Source organism: Deltaproteobacteria bacterium, assembly GCA_026712905.1.
GTDB lineage: Bacteria > Desulfobacterota > Binatia > UBA9968 > JAJDTQ01 > JAJDTQ01.
This window is the reverse complement of the sequence record JAPOPM010000237.1, coordinates 1-20,827: the sequence shown is the minus strand read 5'-3', so window position 1 is coordinate 20,827 and position 20,827 is coordinate 1. Positions and strand designations below refer to the sequence as shown.

Sequence of the window (20,827 nt, the reverse complement as noted above, 5' to 3'; positions counted from 1 at the left end):
GCCGTTGCGTTCCAGCCGCCAGTCGTCGAGGACGACGGTAATGTCGCGGTCGACGGGGGGCGGGTCCCGCTCCTCGACGATCAGCGGGCCGTAGAGCCCCCTTGCCACCTGTTCCCAGGAGCGGTGGTGGGCGTGGTACCAGTAGGTGCCGGCGTGGGGGACGTCGAATGCATAGTGGAAGGTCTCACCGGGTCGCACGGCCGCCTGCGTCAAATCCGGCACCCCGTCCATCGCGTTGTCGAGATGGATGCCGTGCCAGTGGATCGTGGAGGCCTGTCCGGCTCCGTTCTCGAAGGAAACGGAGAGCCGGTCCCCTTGGCGTACGCGGAGTTCGGGGCCGGGGGTCGATCCGTTGAACCCGAGCATGGAGGTGAGCCGGTCGTCCTCGGGCAGCATCCGGGCGGTGACCGGCCCGGCCTTCAATCGCAAGGGCGCTGTCGTCCAGCCGGTCGTCGGGAACAGGATCGACGCGGCGGAGCAGGCAAGGAATTGCCGTCGATTCATGGACTGCTCTGGATCTTTCCCAAGTTGATCACCATCCGTCGCACACCTTGAGGATGCTGTTGGGATGCTGCTCGTCCGGTTCCCTGCCCAGCACCATGCGGAAGGTCCTGGACTTGTCCACCACGAGCTGCCCATCCTCCGCCACCGCGATCTCGAAGCGGCCCAGCGGCCGCGGCGCAGGACCCTCGAAGTTCAGCCCCGACTTGAAGAAGCCGCTGCCGTGACAGGGGCACTTGAAGGCGCCCGAAGCAGTCCCGGCGGCTCCAGATGCCCCGCTCTATTTCCCGTTTCTCGCTCGTAGCCATCGCGTTTCTACTTCTTCTTGAATCAGCCTATCACCGGCCCCCCACTATGCAAGACCGAAGGTTCTACCAGGCACCGGCTTGAAACGCCGGCATTCGGGGATTCGACTCGTCATGCTGGCGGTCGTGGGCACCACCGCGGTTGCGTCCGCAGGGACCGGCGGTACAGGTCGGTGTCGCCATGAGCGAGGCTCTGCACTTGCAATGTATAACCTATTGATAAATCAGATATAAATTCAAGGAAATTGCAGAACGATCCCTTAAAGTCCTGAAGTTTCGCCGTCTGGGTGTATCGGCCGCACATGACTTCGACTTCCCTTACCAGAGTGACAACGCGGCCTTGAGGCCCACGTCTACCGCGCCCATCGCCGCAGCGGACAGGCTCCCTATACGGCGCGACAACTTGGCCCGATCGAGCGTCGTCACCTGGTGACAAAGGGCGGCACCTTCCCGGTTCAGCCCCGCGACGCCCTTGGGCAAGGCGACAGCCGTCGGCCCGCGCTGTCGCTGGGAGAGAGACGTGGACAACGGAATGACTATGACGGAACGCCAGCCGGGTGATTGGTTGAATCCGTCGTGGGAAACGACGATAACGGGCCTGCGGCCCTTCTGCTCGGAGCCGGACCGTGGCGAGAGTTGTGCCCAGTAAACATCTCCTCGTTTCACGTTTCGTCACCATGGAGAAGTTGCTCCACTGCGGCGCTTTCCAAATCCGAATCCAGATCGTCGGGTGTACCGGCTGCCATCCGGGCGTAGTCCGATATGGCGTCGTGCAGAGCCTCCTTTTCCCGTTCAGCCAGCCATGCTTCGATGGCTTCCCGGACAAGCACCGTAGTGGGCTGCCCGGAACGCTTCGACTGGGCTTTGAGACGCGCATGCGTATCCGTTGGGAGAGGAACGTGCATATTGTGCCGCGGTGCTACCATGGCATAAAGTATGCCACTAAATCATGGCGCCTACAATGACCGTTCCGCTGTTCGGCTCTTTTGATCCATTAGCGCTCGCCCAAAGGGCTCGACAAGGTTGCCAAGCCCGCCCGAGGGCGCTAATAGCTTACTGATTCCCCCAGGAGGACCGCCCGTGATCATCGACTGCGACACCCACATCATGCCCGAGGACGCTTTTGACTACGTGCCCGAGGAGCTCCGCGGCAAGGCACCGATCCCGGTGTACGGCGAAGACGGATTGCTCATCGACATGGAATTTCCCGGCGGGCCGCCCGAAGTCCCCGGCGTGACGCCGCTGGGCGCGCCGGGCTCCGGTGCCAAGATGAAGGGGCTCGTGGACCTGCAGGTGCGGCTCGACGAGATGCCCGTGCTCGGCGTGGACCAGCAGTTCGTGCTGCCGCAGTTCTCCGGCTGGTGGACCTACATGATCGAGCCGCAGCTCGCCTCGGCCATCGCCCGCTCCTACAACCTGTCCAACCTGCGCCTGATGGAGCGCCACGACTGCCTCGTCGGCGTGGCCATCGTGCAGCTCCAGGACGTGCCCGCGGCCATCCGCGAGATGGAGTGGGCGCGGAAGGAGGGGTTCTGCGCGGTGGTGCTGGACAAGGTCTTCCCGGTGCAGGACCACCCCTACGGCGAGAGCCTCGGCAGCCACAAGGAGCTGTGGCCCTTCTTCGCCCGGGCCGAGGAGATGGAGATGCCCATCTTCCTGCACAACATCCAGCACGGCCACCGCATCAGCAACCTGCCCAACTTCCAGAAAGACGGCCTCTATCTCTTCGCGCCCCAGGAGGGACAGGTGAGCTTGGTGTCGCTGGTGACCAGCGGCCTGCTCGACGACTTCCCCGGCCTCCAGTTCATTTTCACCGAGGCCGGAACGGGCTTCATCAGGCCCCTGGTGGAAAGGCTCGACGCCGCCTTCAACGGACCTCCCGTGGACTACGACGGGGACGCCGATGCCGACGTCATGCGCGGAGTCAAGGCCAAGCTGCGCCGCCACCGGGCCTTCTACGGCGCCGAGGTCTTCCTGGAAAAGAACAAGCAGCCGGCGAGCCACTACTTCCGCAACAACTTCTACTTCACCATCGAGACCGAAGAGGCCGCGCTGCCCGACGCCATCGACTTCCTCGGAGCCGAACGCTTCCTCTTCGCCACCGACTACCCCCACGACGACCCCGGCGGCAGCATGAAGTTCCGCGACGTCCAACTCCTCGCCGTCAACAAGAACATCTCCGACGAGACCAAGGAACTCATCCGCCACGGCAACGCGGAGCGGCTGTTCAAGCTGCACAGCTAACCCGGCACGTTCCGTTACGTAGTTACCTCACGAGTTTTGACACAGCCGCTTCCGCGGGAATGACGACTCCGGGGGGTTTGGCGCCAGTTCTTGTCCGGACGACGTTTTGACACTGCCTGTAAAGCGTCACCCCTCCCCGTCCCCCAACCCGTACACCTCCCGCGCCTGACCCCGCGACACGTATCCGTCCTCGACGTCCTGCCGCACGAGCTCGGGCGGGCGTTCCCTGGGGTCGCCATAGCCGCCGCCTCCGCTGCGGTAGACGGCGAGACGGGCACCGGCGCTCAGCGCGCGGCTTTCGAGGATGTCGGCGTCGGAGGGGTCCTCGCCGGGGTTCTGGATGGTGGTGCGGGAGGTGGGCGGGCGGGCGCCGCCGTTGAGGCCCCAGGAGGCCTGCCGGTGGTTGGCGGAGCGGATGGTGAGCATGCAGTCGGTGAGGAACTCGTACTCGCGCACGAAGCCGGTGCCGCCGCGCCAGCGGCCGGCGCCGGCGGAGGCCTGCCAGATCTCGTAGCGGCGCACGGCGACGGGGTATTCGGTCTCGAGGATCTCCACCGGCGTGCCGGGGGCAAAGTGGTTGACCGGCATGACGATGGCCGCGCCGTCGTGGTCGCTGGTGCCGCCCAGCGAGGTGATCATGATCTCGTACTGCACGGTGGGGCGGCCCGCCGAGCGGCTCTGCTTGTAGCCGACGGCGATGGCGCCGGTGCCGAGGCCGGAGGGGGCTACCGCCCGATTCGGGTTGAACTTGCCGATGGCGGCGAGGACGCAGTTGTAGACCAGGTGCGAGGTCGGGAAGTAGTGGTTGACCGTAGCCGGGAACCGCGGGCTGATGATGAGTCCCGGCGGGATGTTGAAGTCCACGGCCTCGAACGCGCCCGCGTTCATCGGGATGCTCGGGTCCGAGGCCGCGAGCACCGCCTGCGTGGAGACCGCTCGGGCCGTGACCCGCGTGGTGTTCATGGGTCCGGCGGCCTGGGGGTCGGTGCCGGAGAAATCGAGCGTCAACCGGTCCCCCGCCTTGATGGCGCGCACGTGGATGCGCACCGGCTTCGAGCGGTCCACGCCGTCGTGGTCGAGGAACCCTTCGGCCTCGAACTCCCCGTCCGGCCAGGAGGCGATTTCGGCCCGCACCCGCGCGGTCGTGCGCGTCATCAGCTCGTCGATGGTGCCCAGCAGGGTATCCGCGCCGTACTCCTCCAGCAGCTCCTGGAACCGGATCGCCCCGAGTCTCGTGGCGCCGGCCTGTCCGCGCAGGTCGCCGAGCACCACGTCCGGGATACGGCTGTTGTTGCGCAGGATCGCCTCCACCTCGGGCTGGACGCCCTCGGCGGTGGTGAAGCGCACCGGCGGCAGCAGGATGCCGTCGTGGAAGATCTCGCGCGCCCCAGCGCCGCTCGAGCCCGGCACCAGCCCGCCGACGTCCGCCTTGTGGGCCACGCTCACCCCGAACGCGACCACCTTGCCTTGGTGAAACGCGGGCGTCACCACGACCATGTCGGGAACGTGGCTGTTGCCCGCCTTGTAGGGATCGTTGGAGACGAACGAGTCCCCATCCTGCATCTTCTCCGCGGGGTAGCGCTCCAGGACGCCGGTCACCGCCTGCGTGTACAGCAGGGAATGGTATTGCAGACCGCCGCCAACCATGATCACGCGTCCGGCGCCGTCGGTCAGCCCGGCGGTGCCGTCCTGCGATTCGCGCAGGATCGGCGAGTAGCCGCTGTGGAACAGCGCGTGCGCCATGGATGCGGTGATCTCCCGCAACCGGCTCATCACGACTTCGGTGGTGATGGGGTCAAGATCCATGGCGTCCTCTTACGGCTCCCTCTCGATGACAATGTTGCCGAACGCATCGACGGTGGCATGCTGCGACTCGGGCACCACCGTGGTGGCGTCGAGCTGCTCGATCACGGCGGGTCCGTCGATACGGTTGCCGGCCCGCAGTCGCCCGCGGTCCAGCACCACGGCCTCCAGGAACTCTCCGCGCTTCAGGTCGAACAGCGACCGGCGGCCGATGACGGCGTGCTCGACACCGGGCTCCCCGGATTCCAGGGGCGGCGGCGTGAGCCGCGGCACGGCGATCTCCGCCAGGAGCCGGAACGTCACGATCTCGGCGTCCTCGTCCTTGGCGCTCAGCCCGTAAACCTTGCCGTGGAGCTCATCGAAGGCCGCCTTGAGTGCGGCCTTGTCCGCCTCCACGATCTCCCGGTCCGGGCAGTCGACCGACAGCTCGTACCCTTGGTGCAGATAGCGCATGTCCACTTGGCGCCGGAAGACCACGTCCGACAGCTCGAAGTGCTCTTCCCGGATGTCTTCCACGGCACGACGGCGCAACTCCTCGAAACGCTGGTTCATGCGCGCGGCATCGTAGCCGCTCACCAGGCCGAGATCCGACATCAGGTAGAGATGGCGCACCTGGGTCTGGAGCAGCCCCAGGGCGCTGTTGAGACCGGGGTTCGGCGGCACCAGCACCGCGGGCATCCGGAGCTCCTCGGCCAGCACGCCGGCGTGCAGCGGACCGGCGCCGCCGAAGGCCACCAGCACGAAGTCGCGCGGGTCGACGCCGCGGTACTGCAGCGCCAGCCTCAGCTCCACCGCCATGTTGTTGTTCACGATCCTGAGCACCCCGGCCGCCGCCTGCACCATGTCGAGGCCGAGGGGCTCGGCCAAGACCGTGCGCACGGCCGCTTCGGCGCAGAACCGGTCCAGCCGCAGCCGCCCGCCCAGGGCGCTGCTGTCGCCGAGCGCGCCCAACAGCAGGTTGGCGTCGGTCACCGTGGGCAGCTCGCATCCCTTGCCGTAGCAGGCCGGCCCCGGGTCCGCGCCCGCGCTCCGCGGCCCGACCTTCATGAGCCCGTCCTTGCCGATCCAGGCGATGGTGCCGCCGCCCGCGCCCAGGGTGTGGACGGCGAGCATGGGCGTGGCGAGGTCCTGCCCGGCGATGCGGCCCGCGGTGGTCTCCTCTGAGCGCCCGTCGCGGATCACGCTGATGTCCGTGGAGGTGCCGCCCATGTCGAAGGTGACCAGGTTCCGGCGTCCCAAGCGCCCGGCCAACTCGATGCCCGACACCACACCGGCGGCCGGGCCCGAGAGCAGCGTCTGGTTGGGATAGCGGGCGCCGACGTTCATGCGCATGAGCCCGCCGTTGGACTGCATCAGGAAGATCTGCGGCGTCTCGATGCCGGCGGCGCGCAGCCGGTCCACGAGCCGCAGCAGGTAGGTCTCCATGGACTTTCCTACGAAGGCGTCGATGACCGTGGTGGACAGCCGCGGATACTCGCGGATGGTGGGCAGGATGCGCGACGACACCGACACGCGCCATTCCGGCGCCATCTCGGCGATGATGGCCGCGGTGCGCTCCTCGTGCTCGGCGTTCCGGAAGCTGAACAGGAAGTTGACGGCCACCGCCTCGACTTCCTTCTCCTTCAGGCTTGAAACCGCGCGCCGGACGTCGCTCTCGTCGAGGGGCGTCTGCACGTTGCCGAGATAGTCGAGGCGCTCGGTGATCTCCTCGGTGAGCGACTGCGGCGCCAGCAGCGCGGGCTTGACGTAGAAGGGGTCCGCCAGGTCCTCCGGCGCCGGCTGCGACCAGCCGCGCCCCTCGTACACCGCCCGGAAGCCGCGGGTGATCAGGAGCCCCGTGCGCGCGCCCTTGCCCTCCAGGATGGCGTTGGTGGCCACCGTGGTGCCGTGAACCAGGAACTCGATGCCGCCCGGGTCCACTCCGGACTGAAACAACTCATCCAGGGCGTTCATCACCGCGGCCGACGGATCCGCCGGCTGCGAAGGGACCTTGGCGATGCGCCGTTCGCCGCTGTTCGGATCGAACGCGATCAGGTCGGTGAAGGAGCCTCCGGTATCGATGCCGACCATCCACGATGCCATGGCGAACTCCCAGGGGCTATTGGCTGCCCGCGCGCCATCATAACCGATCGAGTTTCCTCAGCGCGACAGGTCCACCACCACGCGCCCGCGCACACCGCCCTTGAGGATGCTCTCGATATGAGGATCCAACTCCTCCAGCGAGCAGTCGACGGTAACCGCGTCGAGGTTCGGCAGCTTCCACTCGCCGGCCATCTTCTCCCACAGGGTGGCACGGATGTCCGCCGGGCAGTCCGGGGTGGCCACGCCGACGAGGCGCACGTCCCGGAGGATGAAGGGGAAGACCGTGGTGTTCAGCTCCACCGAGGCCACGTTGCCGCAGCAGGTGACCACGCCGCCGTACTTGGAGGCCTTGATGGCGGTGGCGAGGATGTTGCCGCCGACCGTGTCCACGACCCCGGCCCACAGTCCCCGGAGCAGCGGCCGCCCCGACTGGTCGTCCGCGTCTTCCCGCGAAATGACGTCCGCCGCGCCCAGGCCCGTGAGGAAGTCCTTTTCCGACTCCTTGCCGGTGGACGCCACCACCCGGTACCCCGCCTGGGCCAGGATGGCCACGGCCAGACAGCCGACGCCGCCGGTGGCGCCGGTCACCAGCACGTCGCCGGATTCGGGCGTGACCCCGCCCTCCTGGAGCCGCAGCACACACAGGGCCGCGGTGAAGCCGGCGGTGCCGTACACCATGCTCTCCTTGAGGCTCAGCCCGCCCGGCCGCTTCACCGCCCAGGCCGCCGGCACGCGCGCGTACTCGGCGTAGCCGCCGTCGGTGTTGGCGCCCAGATCGAAACCCGTCAGCACCACTTCGTCGCCCTTGGCGAAGTCGCCCGAGGCGCTCTCCACCACGGTGCCGGCGGCGTCGATGCCGGGCGTGTGCGGAAAGTTGCGGGTGACGCCCTTGTTGCCCGAGGCCGACAGCGCGTCCTTGTAATTGAGGGACGAGTAGGCCACCGACACCAACAGGTCGCCTTCCGGCAGGTCGTCCGACGACCTCTCCGTGATGGCGCGCGAGAACGTCTTGTCCTCGTTCTCGCTGACGACCATGGCTCGGAAACGGGTCGGGTCTGACATAGTATGCTCCTATTAATAAGCCCCGTATTCGGCACAGGCTCCTAGCCCGCGCTCTCCTTCTCCCGCAGCCGCTGCCACACCTTGGGCGGCGACAGCGGCAGGTCGCAGATGCGCACGCCGACGGCGTCTTCCACGGCCGCGGCAATGGCGGACGCGGCCGGCAGCACGCCGCCCTCGCCCATGCCCTTGGCGCCGAACGGGCCGGGGCCGTTGCCGCTCTCCACCAGCTCCGAGATGAACTCCTCCGGCACGTCGTGGAAGTTCGGCACGCGGTAGTCGATGAGGTTGGGGTTCAGGGGCTGGCCGTTTTCGTACACCATGTCTTCCATTAACGTGTGTCCGATGGCGAAGACGACGCCGCCCTCGTCCTGGCCCTCGCACTGCAAGGGGTTGATGGCCCGGCCCACGTCGGCCATGGACACGTACTTGAGGATGCGGATGACGCCGGTGTCCGGGTCCACCTCCAGCTCCACGCCGCCCCAGCCCACCTCCCAGAAGGTAGTGGGGGAGCCCAGCACCGCGGTCTTGCTCTTCTTGTCCTGGTAGCCGCCTCGGCCGACGATCTCGGTGGCGGAGCTGCCGTAGTAGCCGGCGATGACCTCGCTGTAGGGCACCCCGCGTCCCTTGGCGGGGCGAACCTGCCCTCCCTTGAGCGTCAAATCGGCCGCCTTCTCGCCCATGACCTTGGCCGCGGCCTTGAGCAACTGCTTCTTCACGTCCTGCGCGGCCCGCTGGGTGGCGAGGCCCATGACGGTCATGGAGCTGCTGGCGCTGGTGGAGACGTCGAAGGGCGTCACATCGGTGTCCAACTGGGCCACGGACACCTGCCGCAGCTCGATGCCCAGCTCCTCCGCCACCACCTGGCTCAGGGCCGTGCGGCAGCCCTGGCCCACCTCCACGGTGCCGGTGAGCAGGACAGCGCTGCCGTCCGAGGACATCTTCACCGTGGCGCCCGCCACCTTGTAGGTGCCGCCGGCGTCCTTCAGGCATACGCTGAGCCCCCGGCCCACGTTGGGCGGAGTCGGCTTCTTCCAGTCCAGCCTCCGCGCCACCTTGCGCAGCCCCTGCTTGAGGTCGCAGTCCACCGGGGTATCGCCCGGAGTGTAGGGCTCGCCCTTCTCCAGCAGGTTCTTGAGGCGGAAGTCCAGCGGGTCCATGCCGAGCCGGTTGGCGATCATGTCCATCTGCGACTCGTAGGCCCAGGCCACCTGCACCGCGCCGAAGCCGCGGAACGCCCCCGCCGGCACCGTGTTGCTGTAGACCCCGTGGGCGTCGATCTTGACGTTGGCCACGCGGTACGGCCCCACCGCCCGGTAACCCGCCTTCTGGGTGACCCGGGGGCCGGCGTCGGCGTAGGCACCGGTATCCATGTAGACTTCCAGCTCCCGCGCCACCATCTCGCCCTTCTTGCTGACGCCGGTCTTGATGCGGATGCGCGCGGGGTGGCGCGTCACCGTCTTGAAGCTGTCGTTGGCGCTCATGGCCAGCTTTACCGGGCGGCGGTTCCTGACCGACAGGGCCGCGGCGATGGGGTCGGCCTTGACGTAGAGCTTGCCGCCGTAGCCGCCGCCGACGTAGGGCACCACCACCCGCACCCGGTTGAGCGGCAGCTTGAAGATCCCCGCCAGGTGCCCGCGGAGCGTGAACGGGTCCTGGCACGAGCTCCACACGGTCAGGCGCTCGCCGTCGAAATTGGCGACGCAGATGTGCGGCTCCAGCGAGTAGTGCTGCACCTTGGAGAAGCGGAAGACGTCCTCGAAGACGTGGTCGGACTTGTCGAAGCCCTGCTCCACGTTGCCGCGGGAGTAGCCGAAGTAGTAGCACACGTTGGTGCCCTTGAACCGTTCCGGCGCGCCGTAGGTGGAGCCGCGCAGCTCGGCCTTGGCCACGTCGCCCTCGTGCACCCGGGGCGCCCCGGGCGCGAGGGCGTCGTCCACGTTGTCCACGAACGGCAGCTCCTCGTACTCCACGTCGATGAGCGACAGGGCCTCCTCGGCCACCAGCTCGTCCGCCGACAGCACCGCCGCCACCGGGTCGCCGACGTAGCGCACCTTGTCCACCGCCACCACCGCCTGGTCCTTGTAGGTGGCGCCGTACATGTAGTTGAGGCCGCCCAGCTCGTCCCGGGTGAGCACGTCGACGACCCCGGGCAGCGCCCGCGCCTTGGCCGCGTCCACCTTGAGCAGGCGCGCATGCGGCAGGGGACTCCGCAGGATCTTGGCGTAGGCCATCGCCGGAAGCTCCATGTCGCCGGTGTAGAACGCCGACCCCGAAACCTTCTCCACCGCGTCCACACGCATCGAGCTGTGCCCGGCCACTGACAGTCGTTGTTTTCTCATGGGTTGTCTCCGCACACCTTCTTATCCGAAGTTTCGGGGGCGGGCAATGACGACCCCACCGTCATACGGTCCCCACTGAACGTCATTCCCGCGGAAGCGGGAATCCAGGGGCGGTGGAGGGGCACTACAACGGCGTTTCCCGCCTCCCCATCCCTGGATTCCCGCTTCCGCGGGAATGACGACTCGGGGTGATGGTGCCATCCTCAGTTTGGAGTGAAGTTTTGACACAGCCTGTTTCGCGGGAATGACGACTCGGGGTGTCGTTGCTGTTTCCTCGCGAGCCGAGTCTTGGCACAACCCGTTTGGCGCCCTCACGGCTGGCGCCGCTCCGCCTGCTCCTTCAGGGTCTCCAGCTCCGTCCAGCGGTCCAGTGCTTCTTCCAGAGTCGCCTTGGCGGTCCTGAGATCGTCGAGCACGGGCTGCACGGCGGCGAAGGGCTGGGCGTAGAAGTCGGGTTCCTGAGTCTTCTTCTCCAGCGCGGCCACGGCCTGCTCCATGGCGTCGATCCGGTCGGGCAGCCCGTCCAGCTCCCGTTGCAGGTTGTAGCTGAGCTTGGTGGGGAGGGACCGGGTCTCGCGCCGGTCCCGCGCGGGCTCCCGGGCGCTTCCGCGGTTGGGGTCGTCGGTGACGGCCAGGGCCTGGCCGCGGCGCAGCCAGTCGCTGTAGCCGCCGGCGTGGCGCTGGATCACGCCCGTCTCCTCGAACACCAGTGTGCTGGTGACGCAGTTGTCGAGGAAACTGCGGTCGTGGCTCACCACCAGCAGGGTCCCCCGGTAGGCCACGAGCTGCTGCTCCAGCACCTCCAGGGTTTCGATGTCGAGGTCATTGGTGGGCTCGTCCAGCACCAGCAGGTTGGCGGGCTGGGTGAGCAGGCGGGCCAGGATGACGCGGTTGCACTCGCCGCCGGACAGCGCCGCCACCGGGCTCAGCGCCCGCTTGGGGCTGAACAGGAAGCCCTTGAGATAGCCCACCACGTGGCGCGGCTTGCCGTTGACGAAGACGTGGTCGCGGCCGTCCGCCACGGTTTCGGCCACCGTCTTCTCCGGATCCAGTTCCCGCCGCAGTTGGTCGAAGTAGCCGATCTCCAGGTTGGCGCCCAGCTCCACGGTGCCGGAGTTGGGCGTGATCTCGCCCACGAGGATACGCAGCAGCGTGCTCTTGCCCACGCCGTTGTTGCCGATGAGGCCAATGCGGTCGCCGCGCATGATGCGCAGCGAGAAGTCCCGGATCAGCGGCTCACTTCCGTAGCCGTGGGTGACGTGGCGCAGTTCCACGACCTTGCGGCCCGACATGCCGCCCTGCTGCACCCGGATGCGCGCCTGGCTCGGGGGCTTCAGGCGCTGGGACACCTCCTCGCGCATGGCCATGAGGGTGCGCACCCGGCCCTCGTTACGGGTACGGCGTGCCTTGAGGCCCTGGCGGATCCACGTTTCCTCCTGGGCCAGGCGCTTGTCGAACAGGGCGTCCCGGCGGGCCTCTTCCGCCAGGCTTTCCTCCTTGAGCCGGAGGTAGTTGTCGTAGGTCCCCGGCCAGCTCGTGAGACGGGTGCGGTCCAGTTCCACGATGCGGGTGGCCAGGCGCCGCAGGAAGGCGCGGTCGTGGGTGATGAACAGGACGCTGCCGGCGTAGTTGTAGACCCGGTCCTCCAGCCACTGGATGGTGCTCAGGTCGAGGTGGTTGGTGGGCTCGTCGAGAAGCAGCAGCTCGGCGTTGCCGACGATGGCCCGGGCCAGCCCGACGCGGCGCTGCCAGCCGCCGGACAGTTCCCCCAGCCGCCGCTCCGCCGGCAGATCCAGCTCGCTGAGCACCGTCTCCACCCGCTGGTCCACGTGCCAGCCGCCGTGGGCGTCGATCTCCCGGTGCAGCGCCTCCAGCTCCAGCAGGCCCTTGCGGTCCAGCGCCTCGTGGGAACGCTGCTGGTAGAGGTCGATGAGGTCTTGCAGGTACCCCAGCCCGGTGGTGACGTACTCCCGCACGGTCTGCCCGAGCTCTTCGGGCAGCGCCTGCTCCAGTTCGCTGATGCGGATGCGGCTCTGGTAGCGGATCTCGCCGTGATCGGCCTCGAGCCGGCCGGTGATGAGCCGCAGCATGGAGGTCTTGCCCGCGCCGTTACGGCCGATCAGGCATACCCGTTCCCCGGGCTCGATGGCGAACTCGGCGTGCGCCAGCAGCCGCTGGTCGCCCAGCTCCAGCGAGACGTCTTCGAAGCTTGCGAGGGGCATGTTCGGGAAAGAGGGCACCGGCGCCCGCTCAAGCCGGTGCCGCCGCAGTGTGCCTACTTCTGGCCGCGTGTCGCCCGCGCGCCCGGAGGCCGGTAGGCCACCTTCTTCTTCACCGCCTCGTCCACCGTCTCCGGCGTGATCAGCACCGTGCACTTGATACTGAGGGCGCCGGCGTTGCCGATGTTGAGCGAGACGGCCGTTGCGGTAGCGTCGTCGGGAAGATCGGCGATGATGTAGAGGTCCGTGTCGCCGAAGGCGTAGTAGAGCCCCTCCACGGTGCCGCCCATGCTCTCGATGGTCTGGGTCAACGCCGCCCGCCGCCGGCTGCCGCCCTCCTTGAGCAGGCCCACCAGCCCCTTGCCGGTATACGATGTGTGGAACATGTATTTGCCCATGGGTGTCCCTCCTGAAATCGTGATCTCATAAAGATCGTTCAATAAGGCCGCTCTTGCAAGCCCCGGCCGGAATGCGGCTTCATTGCTGCGCCGCGATGAACGCCCGCAGCACCTCGTTGAACTCCGCGGGATGCTCGCGGTACGAGAAGTGGCCGGCCTGGTTGATGATGTGCATCTGGGTGCGGCGCTCGCTGCCGGCCATGAGATCGTAGAGGCGCAGACCTTGGTCGAACGTGGCGGTGGGGTCGTTGTAGCCCCAGACCAGCAGCGTGGGCCGTTGAAAGCCGCGGTCGCGGATCCAGCCTAGTGTCTCTTCCTTCTGGCGCGCGTGCTGGGCCAGGAAGAGGTTCACCTTGAGCCCCTGCATCTCCATCTTCTCCACCGCCTCCTTGTACTTCGGCAGTTGGCCGATGGCCACGCAGGCGTCGAGCCAGTCGTCGGTGATGTGGTCGTGGCCGTAGGAGTAGCGTTCGTACACCCAGCGCTGGCACTCCCGCCCCAGGCGCGGGTTCGGCGCGTTGGCGAAGACGATGTCGTTGCGCCCGACGCCGGGCGCCAGGGTGTTGGTGTCCACCGGGATCACGGACTTGACCAGGTCCGCCCGCTCCAGGGCCATGCGCGCCACCAGGTAGGCGCCGCGGGAGTGTCCCACCAGGTGCACGTTGCCGAGCTTCAGGGTCTCCAGCAAGCCGAGGGCGTGCCGCACCACGGCGGCCATGGTGTAGTCGTCGTCGCTCTTGGGGTTGTCGGTCATTCCCTGTCCCAGCTTGTCCACCGCGTAGACATGGAACCACTGCGCCAGGCCGTCGAAGTTGAGCCCCCAGTCCAGGCTGCAGTCGGCCGCGTCGTTGGAGCCGAAGTTGCCGCCGTGGAACAGCACCAGCGGTTCGCCGCTGCCCTTCTCGAAGTAGCGCGTGCGGATGCCGTCCACGTCCACGAATCTTTCGTCCGCCTGGTCCATGCGATTCCTCCTGGGTGAGATCCGGTATCCTCTGCCGAGACCCGTCCTACTCTAGCGGATTTGCCCGGCCAAGGTTAACACGCGGCCCGTCCCCATCCCCTGGATTCCAGAATTCCACGCTGTGTCAAAACGTCGCCTGGACAAGAATTGGCGCCAACCCCTCTATTCGTCGTTCATTGGCGCCAGGCCCCCTATTCGTCATTCCCGCGGAAGCGGGAATCCAGGGGCGGTGGTGGGGCATCGCAGCGGCGGTTTCCGCCTCGCCACCCCTGGATTCCCGCTTCCGCGGGAATGACGAATAGAGGGGGCTCTGCCTCATCAGTTGTGACACAGCCGCTTTCGCGGAAATGACGATTCGGGGGGCTCTGCCCTACGAGTCTTGAAACAGCCTGTTCCGCGGGAATGACGAATCGCCGGGTCCCCGCTTGGCAATCCCCAGGCGATCGGATAAGGGAGAATGAGCCGCAAGGCGCACATTCCAAGGAGGCAAAACCATGGCGAACGCCAACAACGACGAACATCCCATGCTGGGAGAGGGGCGGGGGCGGCTGCGGGGCAAGGTGGCCATCATCACCGGGGCCAACAGCGGTATCGGCCGGGCCACGTCCCGGTTGTTCGCGCGCGAGGGCGCCAGCGTCGTGTGCTGCGACATCCAGGAGACCGTGACGCCGCGGGTGGACCAGCTCATCACCGGCGAGGGTGGCGCGGCCACCTTCCTGAACGTGAACGTGACCGCGGACGGCGGTCCCGAGGAGATGGTGCGGACCGCCATCGACACGTACGGCGGCGTGGACATCCTCTACAACAACGCGGGCGGCGGCATCCGCAAGCAGGTCCATGAACACACCGACGAGGAATGGAACTTCATCATGGCGCTCAACCTGAACGCCATCCAGAGGAGCGTCCGGGCGGCGGTGCCCCACATGATCGAGAAGGGCAGCGGCAACATCGTCAGCACGGCGTCGACCTTCGGACTGCTGGCCTCGGCGAACTATCCGGCCTACTGCGCCACCAAGGCGGCGGTGATCAGCCTGACCCGGCAGATGGCACTGGACTACGGCCCCAAGGGGGTCCGCGTCAACTGCATCTGCCCCGGCGCCACCGAGACCCCGCGCTTCCGCGGACACCCGCCGGTGCCGTCGCTGCAGGCCGCCACCCCCGAGCAGCGCAAGCGCATGGCCGACAGCAACAAGGCCCTGTTGCGCATGGCGCGGCCGGAGGAGATGGCCTACGGCGTCCTGTTCCTGGTGTCCGACGAGGCGTCGTTCGTCACCGGCCACGCGCTGGTGGTGGACGGGGGCCAGACCATCGCGGTGTGAGGACGGGAGGCAAGTCGGCGTCCTGAGCTTGGCGTCGCGTCAGCGGCGCGAAGTCGAAGGACCCGCGCGCATCGAAATACCTGGACGGGATCGGGAGGACAGCCGTTGTACTGTTGGCGCGGCAAGGTAGGGGTGGTGAAGCCGACGTTCCGGCCCGGCTCGCTGGAGACCTTCACGCGGCTCCTGCCGGACGGGGTTTGCGTGGTGCCGCGTTACGTCGGCGTCCGCGCGGGCACCGAGACCGAGTTCGACGAGGCCATCGCCGTGGCCGAAACCCGGGTGGCGGAGCTGGCCGAGTTCGGGGTGGACCTGGTGGTGATCCAGGGAGTGCCGCCGATCATGCTCCGGGGCTACCGCTTCGACGGCGAGCTGACGGAACGGCTCAACCGGGAGTACGGGGTGCCGGTGCTCACCGCCACCACCGCGCAGGTGGAGGCCTTCCACGCGCTGGGGGTACGCACCATGGCGGCGCTCTCCTACATCCCGGGCGCCATGAACGCCAGGTTCGCCGCCTTCTTCGAAGAGGCCGGCTTCACTGTCACCGGCGTAAGGGAGATCGAGGGCGTGGCCTTCTCGGATGTCGGCGAAATCCCCATCGAGGTGATCTACCGCGAGGCCAAGAAAGCCTTCACGGAGCAGGGCGGGGAGTGTGTCTACCTCCTGGGCGCCGGCTGGGACTGCATGCCCGCCGTCGAGTACCTGGAGGAGGACCTGGGCGTGCCCGTGGTCACCAATCTCAACGCGGAGGTGTGGGCGACCCAGAAACGCCTTCGGATTCGCGAGCCCGTGGAGGGCTTCGGGCGCCTGCTGCGCGACCTGCCGTAGGCGGCGATCACCGAGCTCGGTGCCAACGGAAAAGCGGTCCGGAGAAGGGAGAACGGACATGGCAGAGATACTCGGACTGGGCATCACGCACTACCCCGGACTCGGGTTCCAGGGGAACATGACCCGGCGCATCAAGATGTGCATGGAGGATCCGGCTTTGCCGGAGCGCCTGCGCCACCTTGAGAACTGGCCCGCACCCATGCGTGAACAATGGGGCACGGACGACGGCCGCAGCCACTCGGAGGCGCACCGCCAGGACCTCATCGACCGTTTCCGTGTCGCCCGCCGCGCCCTGGACGAGTTCCAGCCTGACCTGTGCGTCCTGTGGGGCGACGACCAGTACGAGAACTACAAGGAAGACTGCGTGCCCGCCTTCTCGATCCTCGCCTACGATTCGGTGGAGGCGCAGCCGTGGACCCACAGCCGCCGGGGCGCCAACATGTGGGACGAGCCCGACGACAAGATCTTCAACATCAACGGACACCAGGAGGCCGGCAAGTACCTGGCGTCGAGCCTGCTGGACAACGGCTTCGACGTGGCCTACTCCTACAAGCCGCTCCACCGCGGCCTGGGCCACGCCTTCGTCAACTCCATCCTGTACCTTGACTGGGACCGCCAGGGCTTTCCCTACCCGCTGGTGCCCTTCACCGTGAACAGCTACGGGCGCAAGCTCGTGGGCAGCCGCGGCGTCCCGCTGACGCCCTCCGCCGCCCAGGAGATCGCCGACCAGTTCGACCCGCCGGGCCCCCAGCCCTGGCGCTGCTTCGACATCGGCGCCGCTACCGCCCGCGCCTTCGCCGAGAGCCCCTGGCGCGTCGCCCTCATCGCCTCGTCGAGCTGGTCCCACTCGTTCCTCACCGCCAAGCACTCGTTCATGTACCCGGACGTAGAGTCGGACAAGCGCTACTTCGCGGCACTGCGTGACGGCGACTGGGAAACCTGGCGCAAGACCAGCCTCCCCGAGGCCGAGGACCGCGGCCACCACGAACTGCTCAACTGGTTCGCCCTGGCCGGCGCCATGTCCGAGATCGGCCGCAAGCCCGACGACATCGTCTTCCTGGAGTCGTGGATCTCCAACTCCGACAAGGTGTTCGCGGTATTTCATCCGCCGGAGACATAGGCCCCTGGAAGAGACCGTCCGAGCGCCTGCTCTCGACACGGCGGCCTGGGTCCTGTTGCTTTCCCTCTCGGTGGTGTGGGGCGGCTCCTTCTTCTTCGCGGAAGTGGCCCTCACCGCCCTGCCGCCGTTCACCATCGTCCTCGCCCGCCTTTCCGTCGGGGCGGCAGGACTCTGGCTCGTCGCAGCGTTGACTCGCACGTCCGTGCCTTCGGACGGCGCGACTTGGCGCGACCTCGCGGTCATGGGCCTCCTCAACAACGCCCTACCGTTCGCCCTCATCGTATCGGGTCAAGTGTGGATCACCGGCGGGTTGGCCAGCGTGCTTAATGCCGCGACCCCGATCTTCAGCGTCGTCGCCGCCCATCTGCTGACCGAGGACGAAAAGATGACCCCCAACCGCTTCGCCGGCGTCGCCCTCGGTTTCCTGGGGGTCGTGGTGCTCATGGGGCCGTCGGTGTTGGGGCAGATCACCGGTCATACCCTCGGCAGCGCGGCGGTGCTGGGGGCGTCCGTCTCCTATGCCGCGGCGGGTCTGTGGGGCCGTCGCCTGCGCCGTCTGCCGCCTGTAGCCGCGGCCGCCGGCCAAGTCACCTGCTCGACCTTGTTGATGCTCCCGCTCGCCGCGCTCAAGGAACAGCCGTGGAACCTCTCCGCCCCTTCCCCGGCGGTATGGGGGGCGCTGGCCGGCATCGGGCTGCTCAGCACCACACTCGCCTACGTCCTGTTCTTCGCCATCATCCGCCGGGCCGGGGGCAGCAACGTGATGCTGGTGACGCTCATGATCCCGCCCAGCGCCATCCTGCTGGGAGTGACCATTCTCGACGAGCCCGTCCACACGGAACAGCTCGCCGGCATGGCGCTCATCGCCGCGGCGCTGCTGGCCATCGACGGCCGTCTGCTGGGGCGTGGACACCGGCAACGTCCCGCCAAGGAAGCTGGGAACATGCCATGACGACCAACCTCTACGACCTGCCCGACTCGCTCCCCGAGGCCGAGGCGTTCACGGATCTCATCCCCGACCGGGGCGTGAAGATCGAGCGCATCGTCTCCCACGGGCAAGCCACGCCGGCGGGCGAGTGGTACGACCAGGACCGCGACGAGTGGGTGGTGCTGATCCAGGGGGAAGCGGTGCTTGCGTACGAGGCCGGCGACAAGCTGCGGCTCAACGCCGGGGACCATGTCCTGATACCCGCGCACCAACGCCATCGCGTGGAGCACACGAGCCGGACGCCGCCGTGCATCTGGATCGCGGTGTTCGGGAAGCTGACGTAGCCATCGGCCCAACGCGGTAGGTGCCGTGAAATGTGAAGCCAGACTAAATTTCGTTTTCGACCCTACCCCTACCCCCGCGCCTGAAACAGGAAGAACACGCCCGCCACCACCAGCACCGCGGCCACGCCGTCCTTGAGCGTCACGGTCTCGTCTTCGCGCAGGATCAGCCGGGCGAGGGAGAAGGTGATCAGTGGCTGCACGTTCCAGATGGGCGCGACGATGATGGCAGGGGCGTGGGTCACGGCGAGATAGGTGAGGACCGATCCCAATCCCTGGGCCACTCCCGACAGCAACAGGACGGCGGCGCCTTTCGTTGAAATACGAATTCCCTCCCGCCAATCGATGCGCAGGAACCGCCCGCAGGTGACCACCAACACGAGGCCGGTGAGGTGGGTCACCAACGCGCCAGGGATCGGCGTGCCGCCGGAGAGGATCGCGAGCTTCTTGAGGATCGGGCCGAAGCCGAAGAAGATGATGGACAGGAGCGGGTTGAGAAAGGCCTTGTAGGGCACGGGTCCGCGCGGGTCGCCGCCCGGCGCGCCGCGGGTGATCAGCAGCAGTCCCCCCACGATGAGCACGATCCCGACGAGGATGAACGGGGTGGCCGTCTCGCCCAGCAGCACGATGGCATAGACCGCGGTGAGCAGCGGAGCGGAGTTGGCGATGGAATTGGCCTTGGAGGCGCCGATCTCGTCGATGCCCTTGAGCACGAAGGTGCGGCCAAGAAAGCTCCCCACCAGACCCACGGAAACGAACACGCCGGCGGCGGTCCAGGGCATTTGCAACCGCACCGTGCCGAACGACAGGACGATGATCAGCAGCATGGTCAGCACCGAGCCGGCCTGCTGCAACAACACCGCACCGCTCAGGTTGGCGTCCCGGAGCCCGCGCTTCACCAGCACCGGCGAAGTGCCCCAGAAAAGCGCCGCCGCCAGCGCATAGGCGATGCCGGTTTCCATGGCTACACCAACCGCCGGACCAATTCGCCCAGCCCCACAAACCGGAACTGGAGGTCCCCGTCGCGCCGCGTGTAGGACCGGTCCGTATCGGGGGTGACCACGAAGTTCTCGCCCTCGGGATACGCCTTGCGGAAGGCGCGCAGGTTGCGCGGATCGAAGCCGTCGGCGCGCCACTTGCATTCGATGGCCACCGCCTTCCCGCGCCTGAGGGTGACGAAGTCCACCTCGTGGCCGCGCTTGTCGCGCCAGTAGTGCAGGTCCCTTTTCTGCCGGCGGCCCAGGTACTCGTTCAACACGTAGTGTTCCCACAGGGCGCCGCGGTCTTCGTTGCGCAACCCCTCCCACCCTTTGAACAGGCCGACGAACCCGGTGTCGAAGCCGTAAACCTTCGGCGCCGCGACGATCTCGGTGGCACGCCGTGTGCTGTAGGGCCGGATGACCTGGATGACCAGGGTGTCTTCGAGGATCTGCAGATAGTTGGCGATGGTCGTGCGGCTGACCTCGCAGTCGGCCGCGAACCGTGTGGCTTCGAACATGCCGCCGCTTTGGGCGAACATCAGCTCGACGAACCGCATGAAGGACCAGCGGCGCCCCACCTGGAACAGTTCCTGGACGTCCTTGGCCCAGTAGGAATCGATCCAGTCCTGAAAGCCGTCCTCGGGCACCGCCTCGGCCATGTAGAACGGCGGAAGGCCGCCGAACCGGAAACGGTGATCGAGCCCTCGCGCACCGAACTCCTGCTCGTCCCGCATCAGCATGGGAGTCAGCCACAGGTCGCGCTTCCGGTCGGTGAGCGTGTCCCGGAATCTTCGGGACGCTCCCAGCGAGGAGGACCCCGTGGCGATGATCCTGGTGTCGCGGTGGTAGTCCGCGGCGATCTTCAGGAGCTCCGACGGATTGGGCAGGCGGTGGACCTCGTCGAGGATCACCCTGCGCGGCCCCACATCCCGGAGGAAGCCTTCCGGGTCCTCCAACGTCCGGCGCACGCTCGGAAGCTCGCAATCGAGATACTCGACATCCGGCAAGGATTGACAAAGGAATGTCTTACCCGCCCTGCGGACGCCGGCGAGCCAGACCACGGACTTCGTTCCCCAAAGGTTCTCGATGGTCCTGATCCAGTGGCTTCGCTGTACCATATGCGTAGCACATTTGCACATAGTGCTACCAAACGCAAGTAGACTGGCGTTTGGTACAGGATGCCCCCCGCTCCGCCGGGTCCCACCCCGGTCCGAGCCCGGTGCCCGTCTTGCAACCCTCCCCCAACATGGCATGGTTAACCCATCTTTAACATGAATGTGGGGATTTAGGGTATTTTGTGTACGGGTGCACCATCTAACCTATTGAATTCATTGAGATCATGTTTCTGGGGACGGAATGTAGTGCCATACTAATGTATCATGGCTTGCATTCCGCCCCTC

Annotated in this window: 17 protein-coding genes and 1 pseudogene; 6 read left to right on the top strand and 12 right to left on the bottom strand. The window is 67.1% G+C overall.

Going from position 1 to position 20,827, the window contains the following annotated elements; genetic code table 11:
• The 3 genes and pseudogenes from OXF11_20070 to OXF11_20060 all read right to left on the bottom strand — a co-directional run.
• The coding region (locus tag OXF11_20070; GenBank protein ID MCY4489397.1) for a multicopper oxidase domain-containing protein at nucleotides 1-504 on the bottom strand (504 nt) is incomplete at its 3' end.
• Between the two features lie 28 nt (nucleotides 505-532).
• A pseudogene (locus OXF11_20065) lies at nucleotides 533-754 on the bottom strand (Rieske 2Fe-2S domain-containing protein).
• A 714-nt stretch (nucleotides 755-1,468) separates the two neighbouring features.
• Nucleotides 1,469-1,711, bottom strand: coding sequence for a hypothetical protein (locus OXF11_20060; GenBank protein MCY4489396.1), 243 nt, complete (start codon nucleotides 1,709-1,711; stop codon nucleotides 1,469-1,471).
• A gap of 175 nt (nucleotides 1,712-1,886) precedes the next feature.
• On the opposite strand from OXF11_20060, the gene OXF11_20055 reads away from it, so the two are divergent.
• A complete protein-coding gene (locus OXF11_20055) occupies nucleotides 1,887-3,050 on the top strand; it encodes an amidohydrolase family protein (protein MCY4489395.1) in 1,164 nt (387 codons plus the stop codon).
• A gap of 126 nt (nucleotides 3,051-3,176) precedes the next feature.
• On the opposite strand, the gene OXF11_20050 is transcribed toward OXF11_20055, so the two are convergent.
• From OXF11_20050 to OXF11_20020, 7 genes are all read right to left on the bottom strand, one after another.
• Entirely contained in the window at nucleotides 3,177-4,856 is a 1,680-nt protein-coding gene (locus OXF11_20050) for a hydantoinase B/oxoprolinase family protein (GenBank protein ID MCY4489394.1), read from the bottom strand.
• 9 nt (nucleotides 4,857-4,865) lie between these two features.
• Nucleotides 4,866-6,935, bottom strand: coding sequence for a hydantoinase/oxoprolinase family protein (locus tag OXF11_20045; protein MCY4489393.1), 2,070 nt, complete (start codon nucleotides 6,933-6,935; stop codon nucleotides 4,866-4,868).
• A gap of 57 nt (nucleotides 6,936-6,992) precedes the next feature.
• Nucleotides 6,993-7,997, bottom strand: a complete 1,005-nt coding sequence (locus OXF11_20040; protein ID MCY4489392.1) for a YhdH/YhfP family quinone oxidoreductase — start codon at nucleotides 7,995-7,997, stop codon at nucleotides 6,993-6,995.
• Between the two features lie 41 nt (nucleotides 7,998-8,038).
• Nucleotides 8,039-10,336 carry a xanthine dehydrogenase family protein molybdopterin-binding subunit gene (locus OXF11_20035; protein ID MCY4489391.1) on the bottom strand — a complete coding sequence of 766 codons (2,298 nt, stop codon included), beginning with the start codon at nucleotides 10,334-10,336 and terminating at the stop codon, nucleotides 8,039-8,041.
• A gap of 311 nt (nucleotides 10,337-10,647) precedes the next feature.
• Nucleotides 10,648-12,558: an ATP-binding cassette domain-containing protein gene (locus OXF11_20030; protein ID MCY4489390.1), complete on the bottom strand. Its 1,911-nt coding sequence runs from the start codon at nucleotides 12,556-12,558 to the stop codon at nucleotides 10,648-10,650.
• Between the two features lie 53 nt (nucleotides 12,559-12,611).
• Entirely contained in the window at nucleotides 12,612-12,953 is a 342-nt protein-coding gene (locus tag OXF11_20025; GenBank protein MCY4489389.1) for a GYD domain-containing protein, read from the bottom strand.
• Between the two features lie 79 nt (nucleotides 12,954-13,032).
• Nucleotides 13,033-13,914 (bottom strand): alpha/beta hydrolase, encoded by an 882-nt coding sequence (locus OXF11_20020; protein MCY4489388.1) that lies wholly within the window; start codon nucleotides 13,912-13,914, stop codon nucleotides 13,033-13,035.
• Nucleotides 13,915-14,408: 494 nt separating this feature from the next.
• Here OXF11_20020 and OXF11_20015 point away from each other — a divergent pair, with 494 nt between their 5' ends.
• The 5 genes from OXF11_20015 to OXF11_19995 all read left to right on the top strand — a co-directional run bounded on the left by OXF11_20015 (nucleotide 14,409) and on the right by OXF11_19995 (nucleotide 18,450).
• Nucleotides 14,409-15,233 (top strand): SDR family oxidoreductase, encoded by an 825-nt coding sequence (locus tag OXF11_20015; protein MCY4489387.1) that lies wholly within the window; start codon nucleotides 14,409-14,411, stop codon nucleotides 15,231-15,233.
• Nucleotides 15,234-15,338: 105 nt separating this feature from the next.
• Complete coding sequence (locus OXF11_20010; protein ID MCY4489386.1) at nucleotides 15,339-16,058, top strand: hypothetical protein; 720 nt, start codon at nucleotides 15,339-15,341, stop codon at nucleotides 16,056-16,058.
• Between the two features lie 58 nt (nucleotides 16,059-16,116).
• Nucleotides 16,117-17,178 (top strand): extradiol ring-cleavage dioxygenase, encoded by a 1,062-nt coding sequence (locus OXF11_20005; protein ID MCY4489385.1) that lies wholly within the window; start codon nucleotides 16,117-16,119, stop codon nucleotides 17,176-17,178.
• A gap of 55 nt (nucleotides 17,179-17,233) precedes the next feature.
• Nucleotides 17,234-18,130: a DMT family transporter gene (locus OXF11_20000; GenBank protein ID MCY4489384.1), complete on the top strand. Its 897-nt coding sequence runs from the start codon at nucleotides 17,234-17,236 to the stop codon at nucleotides 18,128-18,130.
• Nucleotides 18,127-18,450 (top strand): cupin domain-containing protein, encoded by a 324-nt coding sequence (locus OXF11_19995; protein MCY4489383.1) that lies wholly within the window; start codon nucleotides 18,127-18,129, stop codon nucleotides 18,448-18,450. Before OXF11_20000 ends, OXF11_19995 begins: the two co-directional genes overlap by 4 nt.
• A 68-nt stretch (nucleotides 18,451-18,518) precedes the next feature.
• Here the strand turns inward: OXF11_19995 and OXF11_19990 are convergent, their stop codons facing one another.
• Together OXF11_19990 and OXF11_19985 are read right to left on the bottom strand one after the other, a co-directional pair.
• Nucleotides 18,519-19,409, bottom strand: coding sequence for a DMT family transporter (locus tag OXF11_19990; GenBank protein MCY4489382.1), 891 nt, complete (start codon nucleotides 19,407-19,409; stop codon nucleotides 18,519-18,521).
• 2 nt (nucleotides 19,410-19,411) lie between these two features.
• Nucleotides 19,412-20,545, bottom strand: coding sequence for a DUF4143 domain-containing protein (locus tag OXF11_19985; protein MCY4489381.1), 1,134 nt, complete (start codon nucleotides 20,543-20,545; stop codon nucleotides 19,412-19,414).
• Between the last annotated feature and the right edge of the window lie 282 nt (nucleotides 20,546-20,827).